General features: G+C 53.6%; 14 protein-coding genes and 1 tRNA gene. 8 read left to right on the top strand and 7 right to left on the bottom strand.

Going from position 1 to position 23,248, the window contains the following annotated elements; all coding sequences use genetic code 11:
- Window positions 1-13: 13 nt before the first annotated feature.
- From ACYVIY_RS16365 to tgt, 4 genes are all read right to left on the bottom strand, one after another.
- Window positions 14-1,306: a nucleotide sugar dehydrogenase gene (locus tag ACYVIY_RS16365; RefSeq protein WP_460977449.1), complete on the bottom strand. Its 1,293-nt coding sequence runs from the start codon at window positions 1,304-1,306 to the stop codon at window positions 14-16.
- Window positions 1,307-1,376: 70 nt separating this feature from the next.
- A complete protein-coding gene (locus ACYVIY_RS16360; protein WP_460977448.1) occupies window positions 1,377-2,456 on the bottom strand; it encodes a GNVR domain-containing protein in 1,080 nt (359 codons plus the stop codon).
- A 16-nt stretch (window positions 2,457-2,472) separates the two neighbouring features.
- The gene (locus ACYVIY_RS16355) at window positions 2,473-4,782 is read right to left on the bottom strand and encodes an SLBB domain-containing protein (RefSeq protein ID WP_460977447.1); all 2,310 of its coding nucleotides are present in this window, start codon (window positions 4,780-4,782) and stop codon (window positions 2,473-2,475) included.
- A 210-nt stretch (window positions 4,783-4,992) separates the two neighbouring features.
- Window positions 4,993-6,123, bottom strand: a complete 1,131-nt coding sequence (gene tgt / locus ACYVIY_RS16350; RefSeq protein WP_460977446.1) for a tRNA guanosine(34) transglycosylase Tgt — start codon at window positions 6,121-6,123, stop codon at window positions 4,993-4,995.
- A gap of 159 nt (window positions 6,124-6,282) precedes the next feature.
- Here tgt and ACYVIY_RS16345 point away from each other — a divergent pair, with 159 nt between their 5' ends.
- The 8 genes from ACYVIY_RS16345 to ACYVIY_RS16310 all read left to right on the top strand — a co-directional run bounded on the left by ACYVIY_RS16345 (window position 6,283) and on the right by ACYVIY_RS16310 (window position 17,546).
- Complete coding sequence (locus ACYVIY_RS16345) at window positions 6,283-7,452, top strand: glycosyltransferase (RefSeq protein ID WP_460977445.1); 1,170 nt, start codon at window positions 6,283-6,285, stop codon at window positions 7,450-7,452.
- Between the two features lie 81 nt (window positions 7,453-7,533).
- A complete protein-coding gene (gene rsmG, locus ACYVIY_RS16340) occupies window positions 7,534-8,163 on the top strand; it encodes a 16S rRNA (guanine(527)-N(7))-methyltransferase RsmG (RefSeq protein ID WP_460977444.1) in 630 nt (209 codons plus the stop codon).
- 118 nt (window positions 8,164-8,281) lie between these two features.
- Window positions 8,282-8,614 (top strand): hypothetical protein, encoded by a 333-nt coding sequence (locus ACYVIY_RS16335; protein ID WP_460977443.1) that lies wholly within the window; start codon window positions 8,282-8,284, stop codon window positions 8,612-8,614.
- 82 nt (window positions 8,615-8,696) lie between these two features.
- Window positions 8,697-8,770 (top strand) — tRNA-Asn (locus tag ACYVIY_RS16330).
- A gap of 173 nt (window positions 8,771-8,943) precedes the next feature.
- On the top strand, window positions 8,944-10,290 hold the full coding sequence (locus ACYVIY_RS16325; RefSeq protein WP_460977442.1) for a Gfo/Idh/MocA family protein: 1,347 nt from the start codon (window positions 8,944-8,946) through the stop codon (window positions 10,288-10,290).
- A gap of 555 nt (window positions 10,291-10,845) precedes the next feature.
- Window positions 10,846-15,030, top strand: a complete 4,185-nt coding sequence (locus ACYVIY_RS16320) for an ATP-binding protein (RefSeq protein WP_460977441.1) — start codon at window positions 10,846-10,848, stop codon at window positions 15,028-15,030.
- 83 nt (window positions 15,031-15,113) lie between these two features.
- Window positions 15,114-16,394, top strand: coding sequence for a Gfo/Idh/MocA family protein (locus ACYVIY_RS16315; RefSeq protein WP_460977440.1), 1,281 nt, complete (start codon window positions 15,114-15,116; stop codon window positions 16,392-16,394).
- 189 nt (window positions 16,395-16,583) lie between these two features.
- Window positions 16,584-17,546: a hypothetical protein gene (locus ACYVIY_RS16310; protein ID WP_460977439.1), complete on the top strand. Its 963-nt coding sequence runs from the start codon at window positions 16,584-16,586 to the stop codon at window positions 17,544-17,546.
- A gap of 219 nt (window positions 17,547-17,765) precedes the next feature.
- Here ACYVIY_RS16310 and ACYVIY_RS16305 read toward each other — a convergent pair whose 3' ends face one another.
- Genes ACYVIY_RS16305 through ACYVIY_RS16295 form a run of 3 tightly spaced genes read right to left on the bottom strand, consistent with a single transcriptional unit; the run spans window position 17,766 to window position 23,246 of the window.
- Window positions 17,766-20,900, bottom strand: coding sequence for an efflux RND transporter permease subunit (locus tag ACYVIY_RS16305; protein WP_460977438.1), 3,135 nt, complete (start codon window positions 20,898-20,900; stop codon window positions 17,766-17,768).
- Window positions 20,900-21,988, bottom strand: coding sequence for an efflux RND transporter periplasmic adaptor subunit (locus tag ACYVIY_RS16300; protein WP_460977437.1), 1,089 nt, complete (start codon window positions 21,986-21,988; stop codon window positions 20,900-20,902). The genes ACYVIY_RS16305 and ACYVIY_RS16300 overlap by 1 nt, the downstream gene beginning before the upstream one ends.
- Window positions 21,989-21,995: 7 nt before the next feature.
- Window positions 21,996-23,246 (bottom strand): TolC family protein, encoded by a 1,251-nt coding sequence (locus ACYVIY_RS16295; RefSeq protein WP_460977436.1) that lies wholly within the window; start codon window positions 23,244-23,246, stop codon window positions 21,996-21,998.
- Between the last annotated feature and the right edge of the window lie 2 nt (window positions 23,247-23,248).

The following is a 23,248-nucleotide window of genomic DNA, read 5'->3' as shown; positions in this document are numbered from 1 at the left end:
TGAAATTTATCGGTTACAATCGCCAGTAGGCTATTCCGTCGTCTTTACCAACCTGATAAAGCCCCTTTATGTCCAGCAGAATCGGCGCGCCGTTCATGAGCGATTTAAAATACGATACGTCCAGGGTCTTGTATTCGTCGTGCCCGACCGCCACAATGACCGCGTCGTATTTGCTGGACGGGGTATCCATCAAAGTCATGCGGTATTCGTGCGCCACTTCGTTGGGCGACGCGTGCGGATCGACCAAGTGCACGTTGATGGCGTATTTCATCAATTCGCGCACCAGATCCGCAACTTTAGAGTTGCGGATATCCGATACGTTTTCTTTAAAGGTCAGCCCCATGACCAGCACTTTTGTCTGCCGTGGATTTTTGTCTTTCTGTAGCAGCATCTGCACCAGCCGGGTCGCGATATAAGCAGGCATGCCGTCGTTGATCCGTCGGCCCGAGTTGATGACCTGAGGGTCATAACCCAGCTGACGGGATTTATAAAGCAGGTAATACGGGTCAATCCCAATGCAGTGCCCACCGACCAGCCCCGGCGTAAAGGGCAGAAAATTCCACTTCGTTGCCGCGGCCTTCAGCACCTCCTGCGTATCGATGCCCATTTTATCGAAGATGATCGCCAGCTCGTTCATCAGCGAAATGTTCAGATCACGCTGAATGTTTTCGATGACCTTGGCCGCTTCAGCTACTTTAATCGTCGGCGCTACGTAAACGCCCGCCGTAATAATGCTTTGGTATACCGCCGTGATCACCTGCGTCGCTTCGGCATCACTGCCCGACACCACTTTCAGAATCGTTGGCAGCGTTCGGACTTTATCACCTGGATTGATTCGTTCGGGCGAGTAGCCGAGTTTGAAATCCTGACCCAGCTTCAAGTTCGCGTATTGTTCAAGCAGGGGCAGGCAGTCGTCTTCGGTACAACCAGGATAAACAGTCGACTCATAGACGACATAATCGCCGGGCTTTAAGGCGCGGCCTATGGTTTCTGAAGCGCGAAGCAACGGTTTCAGGTCGGGCACTTTGTAGTCGTCTATGGGCGTTGGCACGGTTACGACGAAGAAATGCGCCTGCCGCAAGGCCTCCGGATCTGCGGTGAACGTAATGTCGGTACCCTGGAATGCTTCAGGCGGCATCTCCTGCGAAGGGTCCTCATCCCGCTTCAGCATAGCCACCCGATCTTCATTGATATCAAAGCCGATTACACGGAATTTTTTGGCAAACGCCAGCGCAATCGGCAACCCCACATAGCCCAATCCGATGACGGCGATTTGCTTTTCTTTAGTTAGTAAGGCGTCGAACAAGTGTAGACTAGGTTAAGTGGTTTGTGGTATAGAATTAAATTTCTGGTCATGCGATCGACGGGCAGTCTCGCTAAGGTCGTATGACAGCGAATAGCTGAGCCCTCCAATTGGTCTGCTGGCCAACTAAAGCCGCCGTACCGAGCAACAAACCGCCCAGCGCAAACAGCAAAACCGTTACGGTCCGTTTAGGAGATACCCGTTTTAAAGGCACCTGCGCGGGTTCGAGTACCTTAAATACCGGCGTCCGCTCCTGCACTTTTAGCTTTGCCTGCTCATACTGTCTCGATAACTCCGTGTAAACTGTTTGCGCGATGCTTAGTTCGGCATCCATGCGCTGTTTATCCATAGTAGCGGCCTGCACCACCACGTATTTATGCTGATCGTTGTATTGAAATACGTTCAACTGAGCCGTCTGGTACCGACCACGGGCTTCTACAAGTCGCTGGCGATAGAAGTCTAAATCCTGACGGGCCTTTTCGGTTCGATAACTCGTTACGTAGCGCGTCAGGTAATCCATCGCCAACTGCGCTACCTGGGCGGCTACCTGCGCGTCGGGCATTTTGGCGGCTATCAGGATGATACCCGACCGCGTATCGAGCCTGGCATTTACCCGTTTGCCAATATCGTCCGCCAAGTCCTTTTGCCGGGTCGTTAACTCTACCGGAATTCCCGTTTTTTCAGCCTTACGCGTTGAGCGATCGTTTTCCTCCGACGAAATCAATTTTGGTAACGACCAGCCCTGTTTGTCGGACAACAACTCCCCTACCGTTGTCGATAGCCCCTGTTTGGTCACCACGGGCTGATCCATCAGGTAAAGAATAAATGGCGTACTCTGCAATACGTTCGGGTACAGGTCCGGGCGAACCGCATCGACACTCTCCGTTTCCGAAAAGTCCACCCCGGCGAAGCCAGCCACCGACGCCAGCCGTTTGAACACATCGCCCGACCCATTGCTCATTTCGGGCATGATCTTAGCCTCCGACACAAACTCAGGCTGCATCCAGACCGCAACCAGTATGCCAAGACCGGCGAAGATGGCCGTAACAATCAGCAGCCGGGCCCGCCCGCGCCACATCGCCTGCAACGTAACGTCTAGCGAGAAGGAGGCTTTGACTGACTTAGCGTCTAAAGTTGGCGACTGTGCTGCCATGTAAGCAGGTATAAGGTTAGTTGGTAAATAAACGTAACGCCGTTAAGACGACAGCCGCACCCGAAGCAATGACGCTTAATAAGGCTGCTCGTTCGGTCGTTGAAGCACGGGGCTTGTCGGCCGGTGGCCGGACCGGAATCGTAATTTCCATACCCGGCTCAGGCGTTGGATAGCGTTTCAGGCCCATAAATGAATGCGTTGACTTGATTTTACCATTAGGTGCTACGGCAAATGTCTTCCGTTTTAACGCGTTGCGGGTGAAGCCACCGGCCTCGTCGACGTAGCTCCGGAACGACTTGGCGGGGTCAAACTCGACCGTCGCCGGATTCAGCACTTCGCCCCGTATTCGGATCAGTTCGCTCCGACGCGGAATGGATAAGGCATCTCCGTCTTCCAGGAACAGATTGCCGACTACAGCCGGGTTCTCCAGGATGGTGTTGAGATCCAGGGCAACAGCTTCACCTTTTCGGATAAAGCGGGCCGAGGCTAAATAAGCGCCCGGCTTCAGGCCACCCGCCCGAGTAATCAGGTCCGTAATTCGGTCGTTCTTCGTTTGAATGGCGTAAGCGCCCGGGTAGTGAACTTCTCCGGTTACCGTAGCGCCTTTCTGGGCTTCGTAGCGAGGAGACTCCCGCACGAATACCTGATCAAACGGTTGCAGTACCAATTGCGCGTCGGCCGGACTAAGCCGTAAATTATGATCGATAGCAAACGAAATTAACCGAACAGTCTGACCGTTGGCGAGGCCCATAGTATCGGTTTTCACCCGCCGGGCGATCTCCATCCGCGCGGCAATAGCAGCCTCCGAAAAGCCACCCGCCAGAATAACCAGATTGGCTACAGTCATGCTATCGGCAAAGTCGAACGTACCGGCCTGATTGACCGCTCCCTGAATAGAGACCGTTCGTTTCTGCCGTAATTCGCCCACGGTACTAATCTGAACGACATCGTTACGCTGTAAACTGACATCGGGCAATTCATTACGTAACAACTTTCTCAGATCAATCGAAATCAACTCAGGATCGAGATTATCCCGCAGTCGGCGGATGGTAGCGCGGTTCAGAAACGCATCTTCCCGCAATCCTTCAGCGCTCTTCAGCAACTGCTTTACAGTCGGGTTCTTTGATAAGGCATACTCGCCAGGACGGAACACAGCGCCCCGAATGCTCACCTGATTATCCACCCGGTTCAGAATCGTCCCCACTACGTACCGGTCGCCCGCTCGTGGTAAAAATTGACTAACCTCAACGGTATTAATAGTAATAAGTTGCTGTTCGGTAGCAGTGTTCCGATATACATTGACAGATGCCGTGTACGCCCGATCGGCAAAGCCACCGGCGTAGCCGACAAGCTGATGCAGGGTTTCACCGGGTCGCACTTCGTAGAGACCCGGTTGCTTTACTTCGCCCGCCAGTTCAATGCGCGTGTCATAGTGGTCGATGAACACAATGTCCTGATCCTGCAGGCGAATGTTGTCTTTCTGGTCGGCCCGCAACAGAAAATCATAAATGTCCAGCGTACGAACGAGCCGATTCGCCCGATAGACGCGAATGTCGCGGAACGAACCCCGGTCAGGCGACGGCCCGCCAGCTGCGTATAGCGCGTTGAAGACGGTCGCCAGGGAAGAAAGCGTATACGTACCGGGGCGAACCACCTGCCCGAGCAGCGTAACTTTAATACTCCGCACACTGCCCAGCGTAAGCTGCGCCTGAATACCACTACCTGCGGAGTTTAAGCCCTGATACAGCGTACGCAGCCGCCCCACGATCCGTTGTTCGGCTTGATCAATCGTGAGGCCATTGACGTAGACAGGACTCAGATTCTCAATTCGGATACTTCCCTCCGGGCTAACCTTCATCCGGTAGGTCTGCTGCGCATTGCCGTAGATGTCAACAATCAGTTCATCTTCCGGCCCTACTACGTAGTTGCGTGGGGTCGGAATGCGCAGATTAGGCTCGAACGATAAACTGGCATTGGCGAAGAGAGAGGCTCCAAAAACAATCGATTCGGGCGTAGTCGCGGCACTTCGGGTTGATGCTGTTGAAGCAGCGGGTGGCGCAGGGGTAGCCGGCTGTTCCCGTACTACGTTCGTCGCCACTACGGTACGTTCAGACGATTTTGACGAAACGGATTGCAGTTGGGCGATCTGCTGCCGCATGCTGGCAATATCTGACGGGCTAAAGTTGCGCGTCCGAGCCAGTTCTTCGAGTTGGGCGTCGGTCATGCCGCTCGCCTGCGCCTGCTGAATAAACTGACGTATTTGCTCGTGGGTAGGTGTGGTTACCGACTGCGCAGCTACTTTTCCGAAAAAAATGGCAACAAGCAACACAAGTTTGCCAACCCATATGAGTTGGCAAACCTTACAAACAGCACTCAATGGCTTTATATAGTTACGGTGGGTTCGCTTAAGTAAAAAGCGAGTTACAAATGTATGAATGCTCGCGAATTAACCTAATGTATAACCACAAAAATCTGTAAAAACCCTTAAAATTTACTAAGAATTTATACTTAAGTATTTCAGAGCTGGTTTGCTATGCTATAATCGCTGCATCAGCCGATCCAGTATGCCGTTCTTCCACGCCACAAAATCGCCAGTTTCAATGTGTTCCCTCGCCTGCCTGACCAGCCATAAATAGAAGGTCAGGTTATGCAGACTGGCAATCTGAGCGGCCAGCAATTCTTCAGCTTTAAACAAATGGCGCAGGTACGCTTTCGAGTAAAACGTGCTGGCATAACCGCCCAGCTCCGCATCGATTGGGCTGAAGTCACGGCTCCACTTTTCATTTTTCATATTCAGGATCCCCTGCGTCGTGAACAACAAGCCATGCCGGGCATTGCGGGTCGGCATTACGCAGTCGAACATATCTACGCCCCGCGCAATCCCTTCCAGAATATTCGCTGGCGTGCCCACGCCCATCAGGTAACGCGGTTTATCGAGAGGTAAGATCTCGTTCACCAACTCAATCGTGGCGTACATTTCCTCGGCGGGTTCGCCCACCGCCAGACCACCAATCGCGTTGCCTTCGCGTTCCTTCGAGGCTACGAACTCGGCCGACTGACGGCGCAGGTCGGCGTACGTACTGCCCTGCACAATTGGAAACAAAGTTTGTTTATAGCCGTAATGGCCTTCGGTGCTATCAAAACGGGTAATGCAGCGATCGAGCCAGCGGTGGGTCATCTCCATCGACTGTCGGGCGTACGTGTACTCACAGGGATAAGGCGTGCATTCGTCGAACGCCATAATAATATCGGCCCCAATTGTCCGCTGAATATCCATCACCCCTTCGGGCGTAAAGATGTGTTTCGAGCCGTCGATGTGCGACTTAAACGTTACACCTTCTTCCTTGATCTTGCGTGTGTTGGAGAGCGAGTACACTTGGTACCCCCCGGAGTCGGTCAGGATCGGCCGGTTCCAGCCGTTGAACGCGTGCAGTCCACCCGCCTGGCGCAGCACATCCAAACCGGGACGCAGGTATAAGTGATACGTATTCCCCAGTATTATTTCGGCGTTAATATCAGTTTCAAGTTCGCGCTGGTGTACGGCCTTTACGGTGCCAGCCGTGCCTACGGGCATAAAAATTGGCGTCTGTATGGGCCCGTGGTCCGTTGTGAGCAGGCCGGTGCGGGCCTTCGACTGGGAATCCTGGGCAGTAATTGAAAATGTCATACACAAAGATAACACGCCTTGAGGGAGGAGACTGCACGGCACGGCCGGTCAGGTATTATTTTCCCTTATCCCGATCGGCCTCTTTCCGGTCTCCCATATTTCCTATCTTTGCTACGTATTTATCGATCAAGTCTTAACGGCCAAACGTCTCCTCTCTTTGTGATTACCGCTTTCCTGATTGCCTGGCTGGTTATAGTCAGTGTTCAGCTTGTTTATATCCTCTTTATTTTCTCCCGAACGGCCTTTTATCGACAACCCGATTCCAGCGAACTGCCACCCGCCACCGCTGGGGTTACCATTGTAGTCTGCGCCCGCAACGAACTCCACAACCTGACCGAACTGCTGCCACTGCTGGATGGCCAGAACTACCCCGATTTTGAGGTCTTGGTGATGGACGACCGCTCTACTGACGGTACTGATACGTATCTCGAACGGGAGATTGGCGAACTCAGCCACGTTCGCTTCATCCGGATCGACAAAGAGCACGAACACGTAACGCCGAAGAAATACGCCCTGACGATTGCGCTCAAAAAGGCGCAGTATCCAACCGTGCTATTGACCGATGCCGACTGCCGACCCGCTTCGGCTGACTGGCTGGCAACGATGGCGGCTCCCCTCACGAATTCTGATAAAGCGATTGTACTTGGTTTCTCCCCGTATGAGCCGCAGTCGGGCCTGCTGAACCTGATTATTCGCTCCGAAACTCTGTTTACGGCCGTGCAGTATTTCTCGCTGGCGCTAGCCGGTCGACCTTATATGGGGGTGGGACGTAACCTGGCCTATCGGACGCAGCTCTTCTTCGACAATCGGGGATTTTACACGCACATGAACGTACTGGGTGGCGACGATGATCTATTTATCAACGAAGTAGCAACCAAACGAAATACCGCCATTTGCCTTGATCCGGCCAGCTTTACCTGGTCGAAGCCGAAAGAAACCTGGGCTGACTGGCGGATTCAGAAACGGCGGCATCTGCACGTAAGCAAACAGTATAAGCCGGGAAACAAAATTCGGCTGGGGCTGCTAACGGGGTCGCACGTCCTGACCTGGCTGACAGGACTGGGTGCTGGCCTGCTTGTATTGAGTAAGCAACTCCAGCACAATACCTTTAGCCCCGACGAATGGTTACTTTTGCTGATCGCGACCGGCGTGTTCCTGTTTCGGTTACTCCTGTTCTGGGGTATTGTCGGACGGATCAGCTACCGATTGGCGCATACTGTGCACTGGGCACTGATGCCGTTTATGGACCTGATGCTGGCAATCTATTACGGACTGGCGGGCCTGCGGATGCTATTCACCCGAAAGCAGAAACGGTATTACTGGCGGTAAACTCTGATGCAGCCTACCCGTTACGACCTGAGCTGCTCTATAAAAACTGGCGCATAGTATTGTTGACGCTGAACAAAATCTATGAACATCGACCTCATTACTACCTATTTTCCTGATCTGAGCAATGAGCAGAAAGAACGTTTCGCTGCGCTGGACGGGCTCTACCGCGACTGGAACGCCAAGATCAACGTAATCTCCCGGCAGGACATCGATTCGCTGTATGAGAAACACATATTACATTCGCTGGGAATTGCGAAAGTGGTGCAGTTCAAACCGGGCACCGAAATTCTGGATGTCGGCACGGGGGGCGGCTTTCCAGGCATTCCGTTGGCGATTCTGTTTCCGCTGGCCGATTTTCACCTGGTCGATAGCATCGGCAAAAAAATAAAGGTTGTGCAGGAAGTAGCCGATGCCCTGGGTCTGACCAACGTAAAGGCCGAACAGGCCCGCGTTGAGCAATTGAATACGACGTATGACTTTGTCATTAGCCGGGCCGTAACGCGGCTGAACCCCTTTTTGGGCTGGGTCCGCTACAAGATCCACAAAAACGGCAACAACGACCTACGCAACGGTGTTCTGTATCTCAAAGGCGGTGATCTGGCGGAGGAACTGGCCGAAGTACCCGACCGGTACCGAATCTACGATCTCTCCGATTATTTTAACGAACCGTTTTTCGAAACCAAGAAAGTGATTTATATACCTAAGAAATAGTCAGAAGACAGTAGTGAGAAGCGAGACGATTCCGTCTTGTTAGTGTGCGTCAGTTATGCTCATCGCACGGGCGGCCTCGCTCTCCCTCCTATCTTCTAACTCCTCACAAACACCTACTATGGCAAACGAGCGTTTTTCTTCCAGCAGTTTCAAAGATCCCATCCGGCAGGACGTAATCGAATTCAACGACAAAGGCGTGACCTTTCGCGAGAAGAAGCTGATCGGCGGCACAGATAACTTTGTGTTCTACTCCGACATCTCGGGCGTTGAAATCGACAATGGTTTATTCTTCTCCACAATACGTATCATTCCGCGGGCTCGGCCGGAGATTGTGCTCAAAAATTTCACGAAAGGCGACGCCCGGCGGGTGAAGGAGTTGATTCTGCACAACGTACCGAACAACCGGCCCGATGCCTTTGGTGGGTCAACGGGCGGTTACTCAGGCCGTTAGTCGCGCAACGCATTTTTTGCGCACATTTTTTTGGTCATACGCTTGCGCAATTAGGTCTGGGGTGCTACTTTTGCACCATGATTCCCGAATAGCTCAGTCGGTTAGAGCATCTGACTGTTAATCAGAGGGTCGCTGGTTCGAGCCCAGCTTCGGGAGCAAAAAGCCTCAAATCTTACGATTTGGGGCTTTTTCGTTGCGTAACAATATAGCTCATCGCTATTGAAGCCTACACTTTCAATATGCACAGTCTTACTTTTCAATGCATTGGTTAGTTACAGGGGCTGGTCTGCTTTGTACGTATAGACAATTCTATAGACCCCTGATAACCGATGAAAACTTCGCGCAGACATTTTTTGCGGAATTCGGCACTGACCGTTACCGGAGCCGGACTCATTAGCCTTCCCAGCCTGGAAGCCATTGCTAGTCAACGAAAAAAGGTGGCTCCCAGCGATAAGCTCCGACTCGGGTTGATTGGCTGTAATGGCATGGGCTGGTCGGACCTTCGCTCGCATCTGCTCATGAGTGATGTTGAATGCGTAGCGCTGGCAGATGTCGACCAGAGTGTGCTGGACAAGCGAGCCGCCGATGTTCAGGCGATGCAGAAGAACCGCCCTCAGCTCTTCAAAGACTACCGGAAACTGCTGGAGAACAAAGAGATTGATGCAGTCATCATCGGTACACCCGATCACTGGCACTGCATGGCCATGATCGACGCAGTGTCGGCGGGTAAGCATGTCTATGTCGAGAAGCCATTAGCAAACAGCATCGAGGAGTGTAACCTGATGCTGGCAGCCGCCAAAAAATACAACAAGATTGTGCAGGTCGGTCAGTGGCAACGTAGCGGATCGCATTACGAGAAAGCCATCGAATACATTCGGTCGGGTAAGCTGGGCAACATTCGCCTGGTAAAAGTCTGGGCGTATCAGGGCTGGATGAATCCGGTTCCGGTACGTCCCGATAGTGCCCCCCCGGCTGGTGTTGATTATGATATGTGGCTCGGTCCAGCGCCCAAGCGCCCGTTCAATCCAAACCGATTTCATTTCAACTTCCGCTGGTTCTGGGATTATGCCGGTGGGTTAATGACCGATTGGGGTGTTCACGAAATCGACATCGCGCTCTACGCCATGAACGCCAAAGCCCCTAAATCCGTAATGGCCTCGGGTGGTAAACTGGCCTATCCCGATGATGCGTCCGAAACACCCGATACGTTGCAGGCGGTGTATGAGTACGACGGCTTCAACATGCTTTGGGAACATGCTACCGGCATCGATGGTGGTAACTATGGCCGTACCGAAGGGATCGCCTTTATCGGCAACAATGCTACGTTGGTGCTGAACCGGGATGGCTGGTCACTGCTCCCTGAGACGCAGACAAAGAACAACATCAAAGTTTACAAAGTAGACGATTTGCCCGACCAGACACGTAACGGCGACTACCTGAACGAACACACGAAAAACTTTGTGCAGGCGATTAAGGCCAACAATCCGGGCATGCTTAAATGCGGTATCGAAACGGGTAGTATTGCCGCCATTAACGCGCATATGGGTAATATCGCGTACAAGACCGGGCGCAAGGTGTACTGGGATGCTGCGGCCAAAGGCTTTAAGAACGATGCCCAGGCTAATGCGCTGTTATCGGCTCATTACCACAATGGCTGGAAACTACCGGTTGTGTAAGACTAAGGTGAATAAAGTGCTGACGGGCGTCAGTAAAACTGTGCGCCATCAACTTCTAACCATTAGAGTTAACGAAGTGGTATAGAGCTTGATATTAAACGTGTTTTTGTCGTTCCTTGTCACTTTCTCTACATCCTGAACCGCTTGTAGTATAATCCCTAAGCCTCAACAGGTTTAGGGATTATTCATTGATCAGCGTCGTAACGTTAATTTGCATTTGGCAGTACTGCGCCAGTAAAACGCAAAGGACGGTCGGCCGACGCCGTTACGTCTCTATTCGGAATAGCCTAGAACAAACATATGCCTGATACGTATTAAGTACAATTTCTTATGTTTAGCCGATATACCAGCGCTCTAGGCCAGCTATCTATCTGTGGTCAGATTTAATTATGACTTATCTAGAATCAGGTAACCAGTGCCGTATAATCAGTAATCAGGTAACATTGGTCCCGTAAACTAGTACGTATGGCCCAGGCAATGACCATCCTGTTTGCAAACAAAAAATACATGGTACTTTTACCAAAAAGTTAGTACCCTATTTCCCTTGATTTAATTATGCCGCAACCGTTTACGACCACAACCGATTTCTTAGCCGGAGGAGGTGAAATGGCTACCTTAATCCGCACGTTCGACTGGTCGCAAACACCCTTAGGTCCTATTGAGCAATGGCCGCAAAGCTTGAAGACTGCTACAAACCTGATGCTGAACGCCCGGCAGCCGATGTGGATCGGCTGGGGACCAGCGGTTACGTTTCTGTACAACGATGCCTATATTCCGGTACTAAGCCTGGCCAAGCACCCCGGAGCGCTCGGCAAACCCGCGGCTGTGGTCTGGGAGGAAATCTGGCACATCTGCGGTCCGCTCGCCGATAAAGTTTTTCAGCTGGGCGAAGCGTCGTTCGTCGATGACGTTCGGCTGTTTATGAGCCGGGGCGACTACCTGGAAGAAACGTTTTATTCCTTTTCATACAGCCCGATCCGCGACGAAACCGGGCAGGTGGCCGGTCTGTTCTGCCCCAATACCGAAACAACGGCGCAAAATCTGAATACACGCCGGTTAGCCACCTTATCGGCTCTGGCCGTAAACGCCCTGGTCGAAAAAACGACTCGATCGGCCTGCGCGTCGGTGGCCCGCACGCTACGTCAAAACAGCGATGATATTCCTTTTGCCTTACTGTACCTGACGGATGCGGGCGGAACCCACCTAAAACTGGAAGAAGCCATCGGACTGGCTGCGGGGGATGCTCGCCTGAGCCCCTGGCAGATTTCGACAGACGGCTCAAGTTCCGGCCCGCTCGGTTTGCCGGTAGCACAGGCCATTCGACAGGCGAAGCTAACCGAAGGTAGCTGGACCAACAGCGCTGGATTACCGACTGGCCCCGCCGATCAACTCGTTACCCAGGCCGTGATTCTTCCCCTGGTAGCGTCGGGTCAGGAGCAGCCCATTGGCGTACTGATCGCCGGGCTAAATCCGACGCGTCGACTCGATGCCGACTACCGTACGTTCTACGAGTTGGCCGCTAACCAGGTGGCGACGGCTATTCAGAATGCAATTACAGCCGAAGAAGAACGGCAGCGTCTCGACCAGCTAGCCGAGCTAAACCGGGCGAAAACCTTGTTCTTCAACAACGTAAGCCACGAATTTCGGACGCCACTCACACTAATGCTGGGCCCGCTCGATGAACTCCTCCGGGGCAGCGACGGCTCCCTGAATCAGACTCAGCGTTCCCATGCTCAGGCGGCTCACCGAAATGCCGAACGACTGCTGCGACTGGTCAATACGTTGCTTGATTTCAGCCGGTTAGAAAGCGGACGCTTACAGCCGACGTTTACGCTCACCGACTTGCCAACGCTTACTAAAGATTTAGCCAGTAGCTTCCGCTCGGTAATCGAAAAGGCGGGTATGGAACTGGTCGTAGAAACCGGTTCGTTCACGAGTCTGGTGGCCATTGACCGAACGATGTGGGAAAAGATCGTGCTCAATCTGCTCTCCAATGCGTTCAAGTTTACGTTTACCGGAACCATCACGGTTCGGCTGGCCCAGACTGGCGATGACGTAACGTTTACCGTACAGGATACCGGCGTGGGCATTCCGGAGGCTGACCTACCCCGTTTGTTCGAACGATTCCATCGGGTTGAAGGCTCGCCGGGCCGCTCCATCGAAGGAACGGGTATTGGACTCGCGCTGGTTCAGGAACTCGTTCTGCTACACGGCGGCAGCATCCAGGTCAATAGCGAATTAGGGAAAGGCAGCGCCTTCACGGTTCAGGTGCCCGTTCATCAGGCACAGGTCGCCCCTACGGCTGATTTAACTACGCCCGATGCAAACCTGTATCTGGCGGATGCCGACCTGCTGGTACGTCCAGCGCCTGCCGGTCCAGCCGAAACTCAGCCTGCGGAATCAACCCGGTCTGCCGTAGCCCGCCATCGTATCTTGCTGGCAGATGATAATGCCGATATGCGGGCGTATATCCACCGCCTGCTCAGCCCACATTACGTAGTCGATGTGGTCGCCGACGGTCAGGAAGCCTTAAACGCCATTCAGCTTGCCCCGCCCGATCTGGTTGTTTCGGATATTATGATGCCTCGACTTGATGGGGCCGGGTTACTCAAAGCTTTACGAGCAGCGCCACAAACCGCTCATATTCCGATCATGCTCGCGTCGGCCCGGGCCGACGAAGAATCGGCCTTAAGCGGTTACGCGGCTGGTGCCAATGATTACCTGACTAAGCCCTTTTCGGCAAACGAGTTGCTGGTTCGGGTCGAGTCGCAATTGAAGCTAGCCCAGGCGCATCAGGAAAATCAGCAAACATTACGGCATCTCTTCAAACAGGCTCCCGTGGCGATTGCCATTCTGGAAGGACCTGACTACGTATTCACGCTCGCCAACGACCAGTACCTGCAACTGGCCGGCAAGTTGCAGGACAGTAATCTGATGGGAGTGCCGTTCCTGACAGTGTTTCCAGAACTGGCGTCGGAGGAGTTCGCAGACAAGTTAGCGCATATCTATAAAACCGGTGAGCCCTTTTGCATTCGTGAGCAGGCGATTGACCGGAAGCAAAGCGAACGCCAGACGGAGAGTTATTTTAATTACTCGTTTGAAGCCTTAACCGACCAAACCGGTGCCATAACCGGCATTATCCTCGTAGCTCAGGATGAGACTGATTCCGTACTGGCCCGTCAGCAGATTGAAGCGAGTCGTCAGCAGTTTCAGCAACTGGCTGATCTGGTTCCGCAGATTCTCTGGACGGCGCAACCCGACGGGGCCGTTGATTATTTCAACCAACCTTGGTATGAGTACACCGGATTTGAACGGACGGAAGGCGGGCAATCCTGGATTCCCATCCTGCATCCCGACGACGTAACCCCAGCCATTGACCGCTGGTCGCACTCGGTACGCACGGGTGAACTGTATCAGATCGAGTACCGGTTTGCCGATCGGCACGTTCCTGGTACGTATCGCTGGTTTATAGGGCGTGCCGTGCCCGTGCGCGACGAAAGCGGCCTGATTACCAAGTGGTTTGGCACTTGCACGGATATTGACGAACATAAGCAGGCTCAGATGGCCCTGCAGGAGAGTGAAAGCCGGTTCCGGGCCATTGCCGATACAGCGCCGGTGCTTATCTGGATGTCGGGTACCGACAAGTTGTGCTACTTTTTCAACAAAGGCTGGCTCGACTTCACCGGACGTACACTGGAGCAGGAAATGGGGAACGGCTGGGCCGAAGGGATTCATCCCGACGACTTCGACCAGTGCCTGGCCATTTATAACACGCATTTCGAGGCCCGTCAGGAGCTTTACATGGAATACCGACTGCGCCGAAACGATGGAACGTACCGGTGGATTTCAGATCATGGACGCCCCCGCTTTGCGCCCGATGGTCAGTTTATGGGCTTCATTGGAGGCTGTATTGATATTCACGAGCGGAAACTGGCCAACGAGGAGCTGGAACGGCGGGTGGCCGAACGCACGCGCGAACTGTACAAGCTCAACGCCGATCTCGAACGCTCGAATTTCGATCTGATGCAGTTTGCCTCGGTAGCCAGCCATGACCTGAAGGAGCCGCTCCGTAAAATTCAGGCATTCAGCAACCTCCTTACCAGTTCATTGGGCAACAAACTTACCAGCGACGAAGAAGCGCATTTCTCCCGAATTGTGCGGGCCGCCGTCCGGATGCAGACGCTGGTCGACGATGTCCTGCGACTGTCCAAGCTCTCGAAGCTCGACGCCCAGTATGAGCCAGTGGACCTGAATGCCGTGATTGCCCAGATTCAGGATGATCTGGAGATTACTATTCTGGAGAAGAAAGCGCTGATTACGGTTGCCCCCCTGCCGACAATCGACGCCGTGGAAGGGCAGATGCATCAGTTATTTCAGAACCTGATCAGCAACGCCCTGAAGTTCGTCAGCAATCGCCAGCCGGTTATCACGATAGAGTCAACCCCCGTTACCGAACGGATGCGTCAGGAATTCAGGCTCGACGATCAGGCGTACGCAGCCCTTTTCGTCCGTGATAACGGCATTGGCTTTGATATGCAGTACGTCGACAAGATTTTCGGGATGTTCCAGCGGCTGCACCGACGCGACCAGTACGAAGGTACCGGCATTGGTCTGACGATCTGCCGCCGGATTGTTGAGAATCACCACGGTTACCTGAGCGCCGAGGGAAAGCCAGACCAGGGCGCTACGTTCCAGATCATATTGCCCGTTCGTCAGCCTGCATCCACCGGTTTGAAATGAGTAGATTATTGGTCGTCCGGCTATTGGTAAGAAAGCGAACGCACTCTTCCCTTTAATCGCCAAACTGCCTGGCCCTTACGCCTATGACCTCTTCCAACCGCCGTGACTTTCTCAAGCAAAGCAGCGCGGCTGCGCTTAGCTTCGCCTTCTTTCCCAGTATGACCCGTAGGGTAGCGCCCAGCGATCGACTGCGCGTGGCCCATATTGGGTTGAATGGTATGGGGACCAACCACCTGAATTGGTTCGCGAACCTGCCCGAAGTAGAGGTAGTAGGGCTTTGCGATGTCGATGAAACGCACCTGAACAAGGCCCTGGCTACGCTGCAAAAGATCCAGCCGAACACAGCCGCCAAAACGTACAGCGATTTCCGGTACCTGCTGGACCGCCAGGATATCGACGCCATCACCTGCGCTACGCCCGACCACTGGCACGCCCAAATTGCGATTATGGCGTTTCAGGCCGGGAAAGATGTATACGGCGAAAAGCCCCTTTCGTACAGCGTTCGGGAAGGGCAGCAGATGCTGAAAGCGCTTAACCGCTATGACCGCATCTTTCAGTTGGGTACGCAGATTCACGCGGGCGACAATTACCACCGGGTCGTCGAGATCATTCTGTCGGGTGCCATTGGTAAGGTCCACACTGTCCGCCTTTGGAAAACAGGCTTCCCACCGGTATTGGGTCCGGCCAGCTACCAAACGCCCCCGGCTACGCTGAACTGGGAGATGTGGCAGGGACCAGCGCCCGCGTCACTGTATACTCCAGAGCGCTGCCACGTTAACTATCGCTATTTCCTCGACTATTCGGGCGGGGTCTTTCAGGATTTCTGGTGTCATATTGCCGACATTGTGTGGTGGTCCATCAATCCGACGGGATTGAAACACATCAATGCCCGGGGGCAGGCTCCGGAAGGCATTGCCGATGCGCCCAAATGGATTGATGTCGATTATGAGTTTGAGAACCTGAAACTCCACTGGACCAGCACCCCGCCGAACGTACCGGGAGCCGAAAAGCGGCATATCGGTGCCTATTTCGAAGGGGATAAAGGCACGCTGCTCTGCGACTACAATACGCGGGAGATCACCATCAACGGCGTTACCATGACCGACATCCCGGAAATCCCGATAACGCTGGAGCGTTCCCCCGGCCACCAGCAAAACTTTGTCAACGCCGTAAAATCACGCAAACAACCCGAATCGAATCTGGCTTACGCCCGCCAGCTGACGTTACCGATGCACCTCGGCCTGATTTCGTACCGGCTCGGGCAACCCCTCGAATGGAACGCCCGGAAAGAGAAATTTAGGCACAATTCCGACGCCAACGCCTTGCTTTCCCGTCCGTACCGCACAGGCTGGAACCTAATCTGATTCCCTCATAACCAGTATTTTATTCACAATAAACCTCGCCGGGCTTCTCCCGTAAGTCTCTATTCACAAATCCTACTGACAAATGCAGCAAGGCATTTAGGCTTCGGTTAACCGTTTACGAACTGCTCCGTCAACTGTCTGTCGGCGTGAATTACCTTTAAGGTATGTCCGTCTTTAGCTGACTGCGCGATGCTGCAGAAACTCCTGGCCGCCCTGGGTAATTTCTATGTTCTCGTCATATCCGTGCTTATTTCGGCGGGGCTATGCGCGGCCACCTGGGTGAGCTGGGTATTCTACCAAGAGGTGGAACTGCAAAGCCAGTTCGCCCAGGAAGGACAGCTCCGTTCGGTAGTCATTAATCAGGTCGACCACGAGCAACGGTCCTGGCGGGATATGCTGAACAACAGCGCGTACATCACCTTTACGTATCAGGGCAAAGACTACACAGCCCGCTACGTCAATGATACGAGCTACGTCCGTGAGGGCGACCGCGTTCAACTCCTCTACCACCCGCAGCATGATGGCTTCCGGCAGCCGGTTTCCGAGATTCACTCCCCGGCAGGAATTCCGAAATCCCGGCTCATTAACTGGACGGCCATCAAGTTAAGCCACGAACGGCAGGTGCTGTTCTTGTGTCTGCTACTCACCTCCATCACCTTTTTCTTTGTTTCAGGCCTGCTGTTAAAATTTGTTCAGATTCCCGTTCTCCAGCAGATGGCCCGGCTCCTGCTTGGGCTGGAACTGCTGGCGCTGAGCGGCTTCATGGCGTATTCGTTCTGGACCTACTACTTATTATACCAGCATATTAAAGCGAATGGCCGGGAAACGACGGTTCAGGTTGTAGATACAGATCGCGTTTCAACCACCCGCCGGAGCCGGTCCAGAATCAACTGGTACAGCTACCAAGCTACCGTGCAATATCAGCAGCGCCAACGGATCATTCCCATCAGCGAGGCTGATTACGAATTGCTGAAGCCAACCAATGCGTTACAGGTCTATTCCGATGAGTCGGCCGATGAGCTGATGTCGGTCGATTACCCGCTTGACTATAGTCGGGGACTTGTCCCGATCGTTTGCGGGGCGCTCGCTCTGCTGGTAGTGTTGCCCAGTTTAACGCGCCGTAAGCAAAACCGGCAGGCTTCATCACGGTAAGTTCAAACAGAACAGCCCCTGGTTCATCGTATCGACTAGACCAGGGGCTGCATTGAATTACTTATGTTGTACCCCTCCCAGCCTCCCCTAAAGAGGAGTTTTAACCGGCTAGTTTCAGCTCCTCCCCTTTTAGGGAAGGCTGGGAGGGGTAACCAAGCGCAATACGTATCTATAACCGGCATTAAGCTACGTGCTTGATTGCTAGTTAAACTGCTACGATTAAACTGCTTCCAGTTTCGGCTGTAGGCCACCCCGACGGGTACTCACCTGCCGATTCCGGTTGAAGAACCGGTAGATGATCGGGAAAATCAACAGCGTCAATACAGTGGCCGTAATCAGCCCGCCAATGACGACGATGGCCAGCGGTTTCTGCGTTTCGGAACCGATCCCTGTCGATACCGCTGCGGGCAGCAGACCAATTGCCGCCATCAGGGCCGTCATGATTACCGGTCGAATGCGGGACTGAACCCCCTGGGCTATCGCGTCATCTAAACTCAGACCACTTTGCAAATTCTGATTGAAAACCGAGATCAGAATAACCCCATTCTGCACGCAGATACCGAATAGGGCAATAAAACCCACCCCCGCCGAGATACCGAATATTGTGCCGGTCGCGTGCAGGGCGAGGATGCCGCCAATCAAGGCGAACGGTACGTTGAGCAGGACCAGTCCGGCATCTTTCACCTTGCCAAACAAGACAAATAAGATGACGAAGATCGCCAGCAGACTTATTGGCACGACCTGACCCAATCGTTTCGTTGCCCGCACCTGGTTTTCGAACTCGCCGGTCCATTCCACATCGTATCCCCGTTCGAATTTAACCGTTTCCTGTACTTTACGCTGGGCTTCGGCGATGGTACTGCCCAGGTCGCGCTCCCGCACCGAAAACTTAACCCCAATGAACCGCTTGTTCTTGTCGCGATACACGAAGGCCGGGCCGGTGAACGTACGGATTTCGGCGATCTCTTTGAGGGGTATTTTGTTGCCCCGGATGGTTGGTACCATTAGCCGTCCGATATCTCGTTCATCCTTGCGGAAATCGGGTTGATAGCGCACCCGAATATCAAACCGTCGTTCGCCTTCGTATAACTGACTGGCCGTTTTGCCACCAATCGCCATCTCGATTACCGCTTCGGCATCGCCAACCCGCACGCCATAAAATGCCATCTTCTGCTTGTCGACATAGATGCTTAATTCCGGCTGACCGACGTTTCGCAGGATACCCACGTCTTTCACGCCCGGTACGTCCCGAATCGCTTCAATGACCTTGTCGGCGTATTTGTCGAGTTCCTCCAGATCATTCCCGAAAATCTTGACCGCGTTACTGGCGTTCATTCCCGCCACGGCCTCCGCTACGTTGTCGATGATGGGCTGCGAATAGTTATAGTTGATGCCCTGGAACTGCTTCAGCTTCGCATCCATTTCTTCGATCAACTCATCGGTCGTGATCTTGCGCTCCCATTCCTTTTTAGGCTTCAGATTCACCTGCATCTGTACGTAATAAAAACCCGACGGATCGGTACCGTCGTTCGAGCGGCCTGTTTGCGATAGAACGCCGTTGACTTCCGGGAACGTCATCAGTTTACTACGTAGCGTTCTGACCATTTTTGTGGTTTCGCCCAGCGAACTACTCATCGGCAGCTTGGCTTCGACCCACAGTGCTCCTTCGTTCAACTGTGGCAGGAACTCGGTGCCCAGCAACGTAGCGGATGCGAACGTCAGCCCCATAAACGCCAGGGCAAGCACCATGCTTAGCTTACGGTGAGCGTAGGTCCAGTTGAAGCCGCGCGTAACAATCCGGTTGAAGAAATTGACTACCGGGTTATGCTTCTCACGTACGTTCTTGTTGAGTAGAATTGAGCACAACACCGGCACGAGCGTCAGCGTAAAAATCAACGCACCCAGTAAGGCGAATCCTAATGTCCAGGCCAGCGGGCTAAACATTTTGCCTTCTACTTTCTCGAACGAGAAAATAGGCAGCAGCGCCGTAATGATAATCAGCTTGGAAAAGAAAACGGCCTTTCCCAACTCAGTGCCGGTCTGGCGAATGAGCTTGAGCTTAGCCAGCCGGTTGAAACGAGCCATGCCAAGCCGGTGCGCCTGATGATCTAAGGTCACAAATATCCCTTCGACCATGACCACGGCTCCGTCGATGATGATGCCGAAGTCCACCGCGCCCATGGAGAGCAGATTGGCCGACATGCCGCGTAGGCGCATACAAAAAAACGCAAATAGTAACGCCAGTGGAATGATGATACTGACAATGAGCGTAGTACGCCAGTCGGCCATAAACAAGAAGACGATGACCGTTACGAATACGATTCCTTCTGCCAGGTTGTGCAGCACCGTTTCAGTACAGTAGGCCATCAGGTTGTCGCGGTCGTAGAAGGTGACCATCTTCACATCCGACGGCAGCACTTTCTCGTTCAGCTCGGCGATTTTTGCTTTCACGCGGGCCAAGACCTCGCTGGGGTTTTCGCCTTTCCGCTGCACAATGATACCTTCCACCACGTCGTCGTTGTCGTCTAGCCCAACCTGCCCCACGCGCGGCTGATTCGACTCGATGACCTGCGCTACATCCTTGATCAGCACCGGCAAACCGCCCTGCTCATCGACAATAATGTTTTCGATGTCGGCAATGTTGGTCAGCAAGCCGATGCCCCGCACTACGTAGGCCTGGCCGTTTTTTTCGATGACATCGCCCCCCACGTTCAGGTTGTTCTGCGTTACAGCGTTATACACCTCTGAAGGCGTAATGCCGTATTTCTGCAACTGCATGGGGTTTACGCTTACCTCATAGGTTTTTTCCCGACCTCCAAAGGCAACAATGTCCGCTACGCCCGGTACGGCCCGCAACTGCCGGTCGATCACCCAGTTTTGCAGCGTCAGTAGCTCCCGCGTATCGCGCGAATCGGATTTGAGCGTATAGCGGAAAATCTCTCCCGTTGGGCCGTAAGGCGGCTGCACGTCAGGCTCTACGCTCTCGGGCAATGACACGGTTCGGAGCTGATTGTTCACCTGCTGCCGGGCAAAGAAATCGTCGACATCGTCTTCGAAGATGATTTTCATCACCGACAAACCAAACATGGTGATCGACCGCACGTTGGTCTTGCGCTGCACCGAGTTCATGGCCACCTCGATCGGCACCGTCACAAACCGCTCGACTTCTTCAGCGGATCGGCCGTTCCACTCCGTAACCACAATAATCTGCGTGTTCGTTACGTCCGGAAAGGCTTCGATGGGCGTGTTCAAATAGCTGTATACGCCCGCAATCGTCAGGGTTCCTACCATAAAGAACACGAAGAATCGGTTCTTCAGCGAGAAACTGAGAATGGATTTGATGAGCTTGTTCATTAGTCGTTCAGGGCGTCATAGATCAATAATTGCGACTGCGTAATGACGCGCTCACCGGGGCGTAACCCACTCTGGATATAGGCAACGTCGCCATGCGACTTAAGCACCTGTACCTCGCGGGTATCAATGTGTTTCCGGTCATGAAAGACCATAACAAACTGCTTGCTCTTATCAAAAATCAAGGCTTTGGCCGGAACGGATGGCAGCTCTCCGCCTTCCTGGAAGGACAACGTAACGCTGGCATTCATCCCCGGTTTGAGCAGCATTTTCTCGTTCGACAGTCGAATTCGCACCTGCATGGTTTTGGTCGTCTGGTCCAGCACATTGTAAACTTTATCCACCGCTCCGGTAAATACCTGACCGGGATAACTCAGGGTTTGAATCTGCGCGGGCAGCCCTTCTTTCATACGACCAATGTCGGATTCGTTGACGTTGGCCAGGACCCAGATTACGTTCAGTTGCGAAATAGTAAATACCGAAGCCGCATCGTCGGAGCGCAGTTGCGTGCCCCGGTTGATGTTTTTTTCCAGTACGTAACCAGAAATAGGCGCTTTCACCACTGACTGCGAGTTTGAATCGGCTCCGTATATCTGAAGCACTTCCTTGAGCCGATTCAATTCAGCCTGTTCGCGCTCCACCTCCTTACGGGCCGCCAGCACGTCGCGCTCCGAGTTCAGTTTATCGGCGTACATGTCTTTGGCCACCTGTAAGTTCTTCTCGGCCAGGCGAAGTTCGGCCTGCGCCTGCACCAACTCGCTATTGTAGCTGATTACCTCCCCCGACTGGATGACGGCCAGGGTTTGCCCTTTTTGGACGTAATCGCCCAGTTCGGCCCGTACATCGCGAACGTTGCCGCTCACCAGCGGAAACACCCGAATCACGCGATTCTCGTCGGGCACAACCCGCCCAATCAGTTGCAGCTGGCTGCGAATCGGCGTTGTTTTTACCTCCTCCGTCTGGATTCGGCTGAGCATGGTATCCGTCAGGGCGAACGGCTCTTTATGTACCTCAACCGGCTTCTGTTCCGATGAACAGGCGAACGCCAGGCTGAGCATTCCCAGGCTTATTATTCCTTGTAATGTGGTCATGTTGCTATTATTTGAACAGATCGGTGCCGACCGTGTAGTTAAGTTGCTCGTAGGCATTGATACGATCAGCGGCCAGCCGATTGAGTTGCTGAACGTTAGCGAGGTAGGTCTCGAACAGATCGACGAACTCGATCAGCGAAATATTCCCCCGTTCGAAGTTGCGCAGAATGCCCCGGTTCAATTCGTCGTACTGAGCCGCAAAACCGGGATCGACCGACTGATAGGCGGCTTCGGTCTGCTGAATCTGCTGCAAAGCGGCCTGCACCTCGTTTTCTACCACCGTTCTGACGTTTCGCTGAACCAGCCGCTGGTAGTCAGCCTGCGCCCTCGCCGATCGGATGTTACCCTGGTTTTTGTTGAGCAGCGGCAAATCCATACTCAGCGTTACGGCCGTGTAGTTGGGTGTATAACTGGCGTTCTGGTCGTACAGACCACCGACCCTCAAATCAGGCGTAGCTAAGGCTTTTTGTAGAGAGACGTTAGCCTCTGCCTGCCGGATAGCCACCTCGGCTCCGCGCAGATCGGGCCGGTTTTCGAGCGCCAGATCAACCGCCGACCCCGCTGAGGGTAGGTTAGTACGGTAACGAGCCAGATCCGTTGGTGCGGCTTCCGGCCGAATCGCGGCTGTGGTTTGCAGTAAGGTTCGCAGGTCGCGCTGTTGCTCGGTCAGTTGGTTTTGCAAATTCAGTTGATCATTGGTCAACTGCACCAGCAGCGCTTTCAGCCGAATCAGGTCCCGCAGCGATACGTTGTTGCGGCTGTACTGCCGCTCAAATGCCTGCACCGTTTCGGTTAATCGAGCCCGTTGGTTGGCAAATACGGTCAGGGTATTCTGCGCAAAATACAGTTCGTAGAACCGACTGTGCAGATCAAAGCGAAGCGTTCGCAGCAGATCGGCGAATTGCAGTTCGGTCAAGCGCACCTGCTCAGTCGCCACCGCTACCCGTTTGCTCCGTTTGCCCGCGAGCAAAACGGTTTGCTGAATCGAAAAGGCTTTCTGGCCGCCCTTGCCTACATCGAGCGGACGACGAAGCGCCGGATTATAGGCGTTCAGTTCGAGGTTGGCCGTTGGATTGTCGAACAGCCGGGCCTGAATAACCTGAGCCTGGGCCGCTTCAATCTGGTAGCGTCCGGCCAGCGCGAGTAAGTTGCGCTGCACAAACAGGCTGTCGGCCTGCCGGAGCGACAACGACAGCGTATCCTGCGCCTGCACAGTGGTACTGAGTAGCACCCACGCGCAGACTATGTATTTAGTCATTG

This window comes from Spirosoma knui (assembly GCF_054780635.1).
The sequence above is the reverse complement of the archived record's forward strand: the minus strand, read 5'-3'. Positions and strand labels throughout refer to the sequence as shown.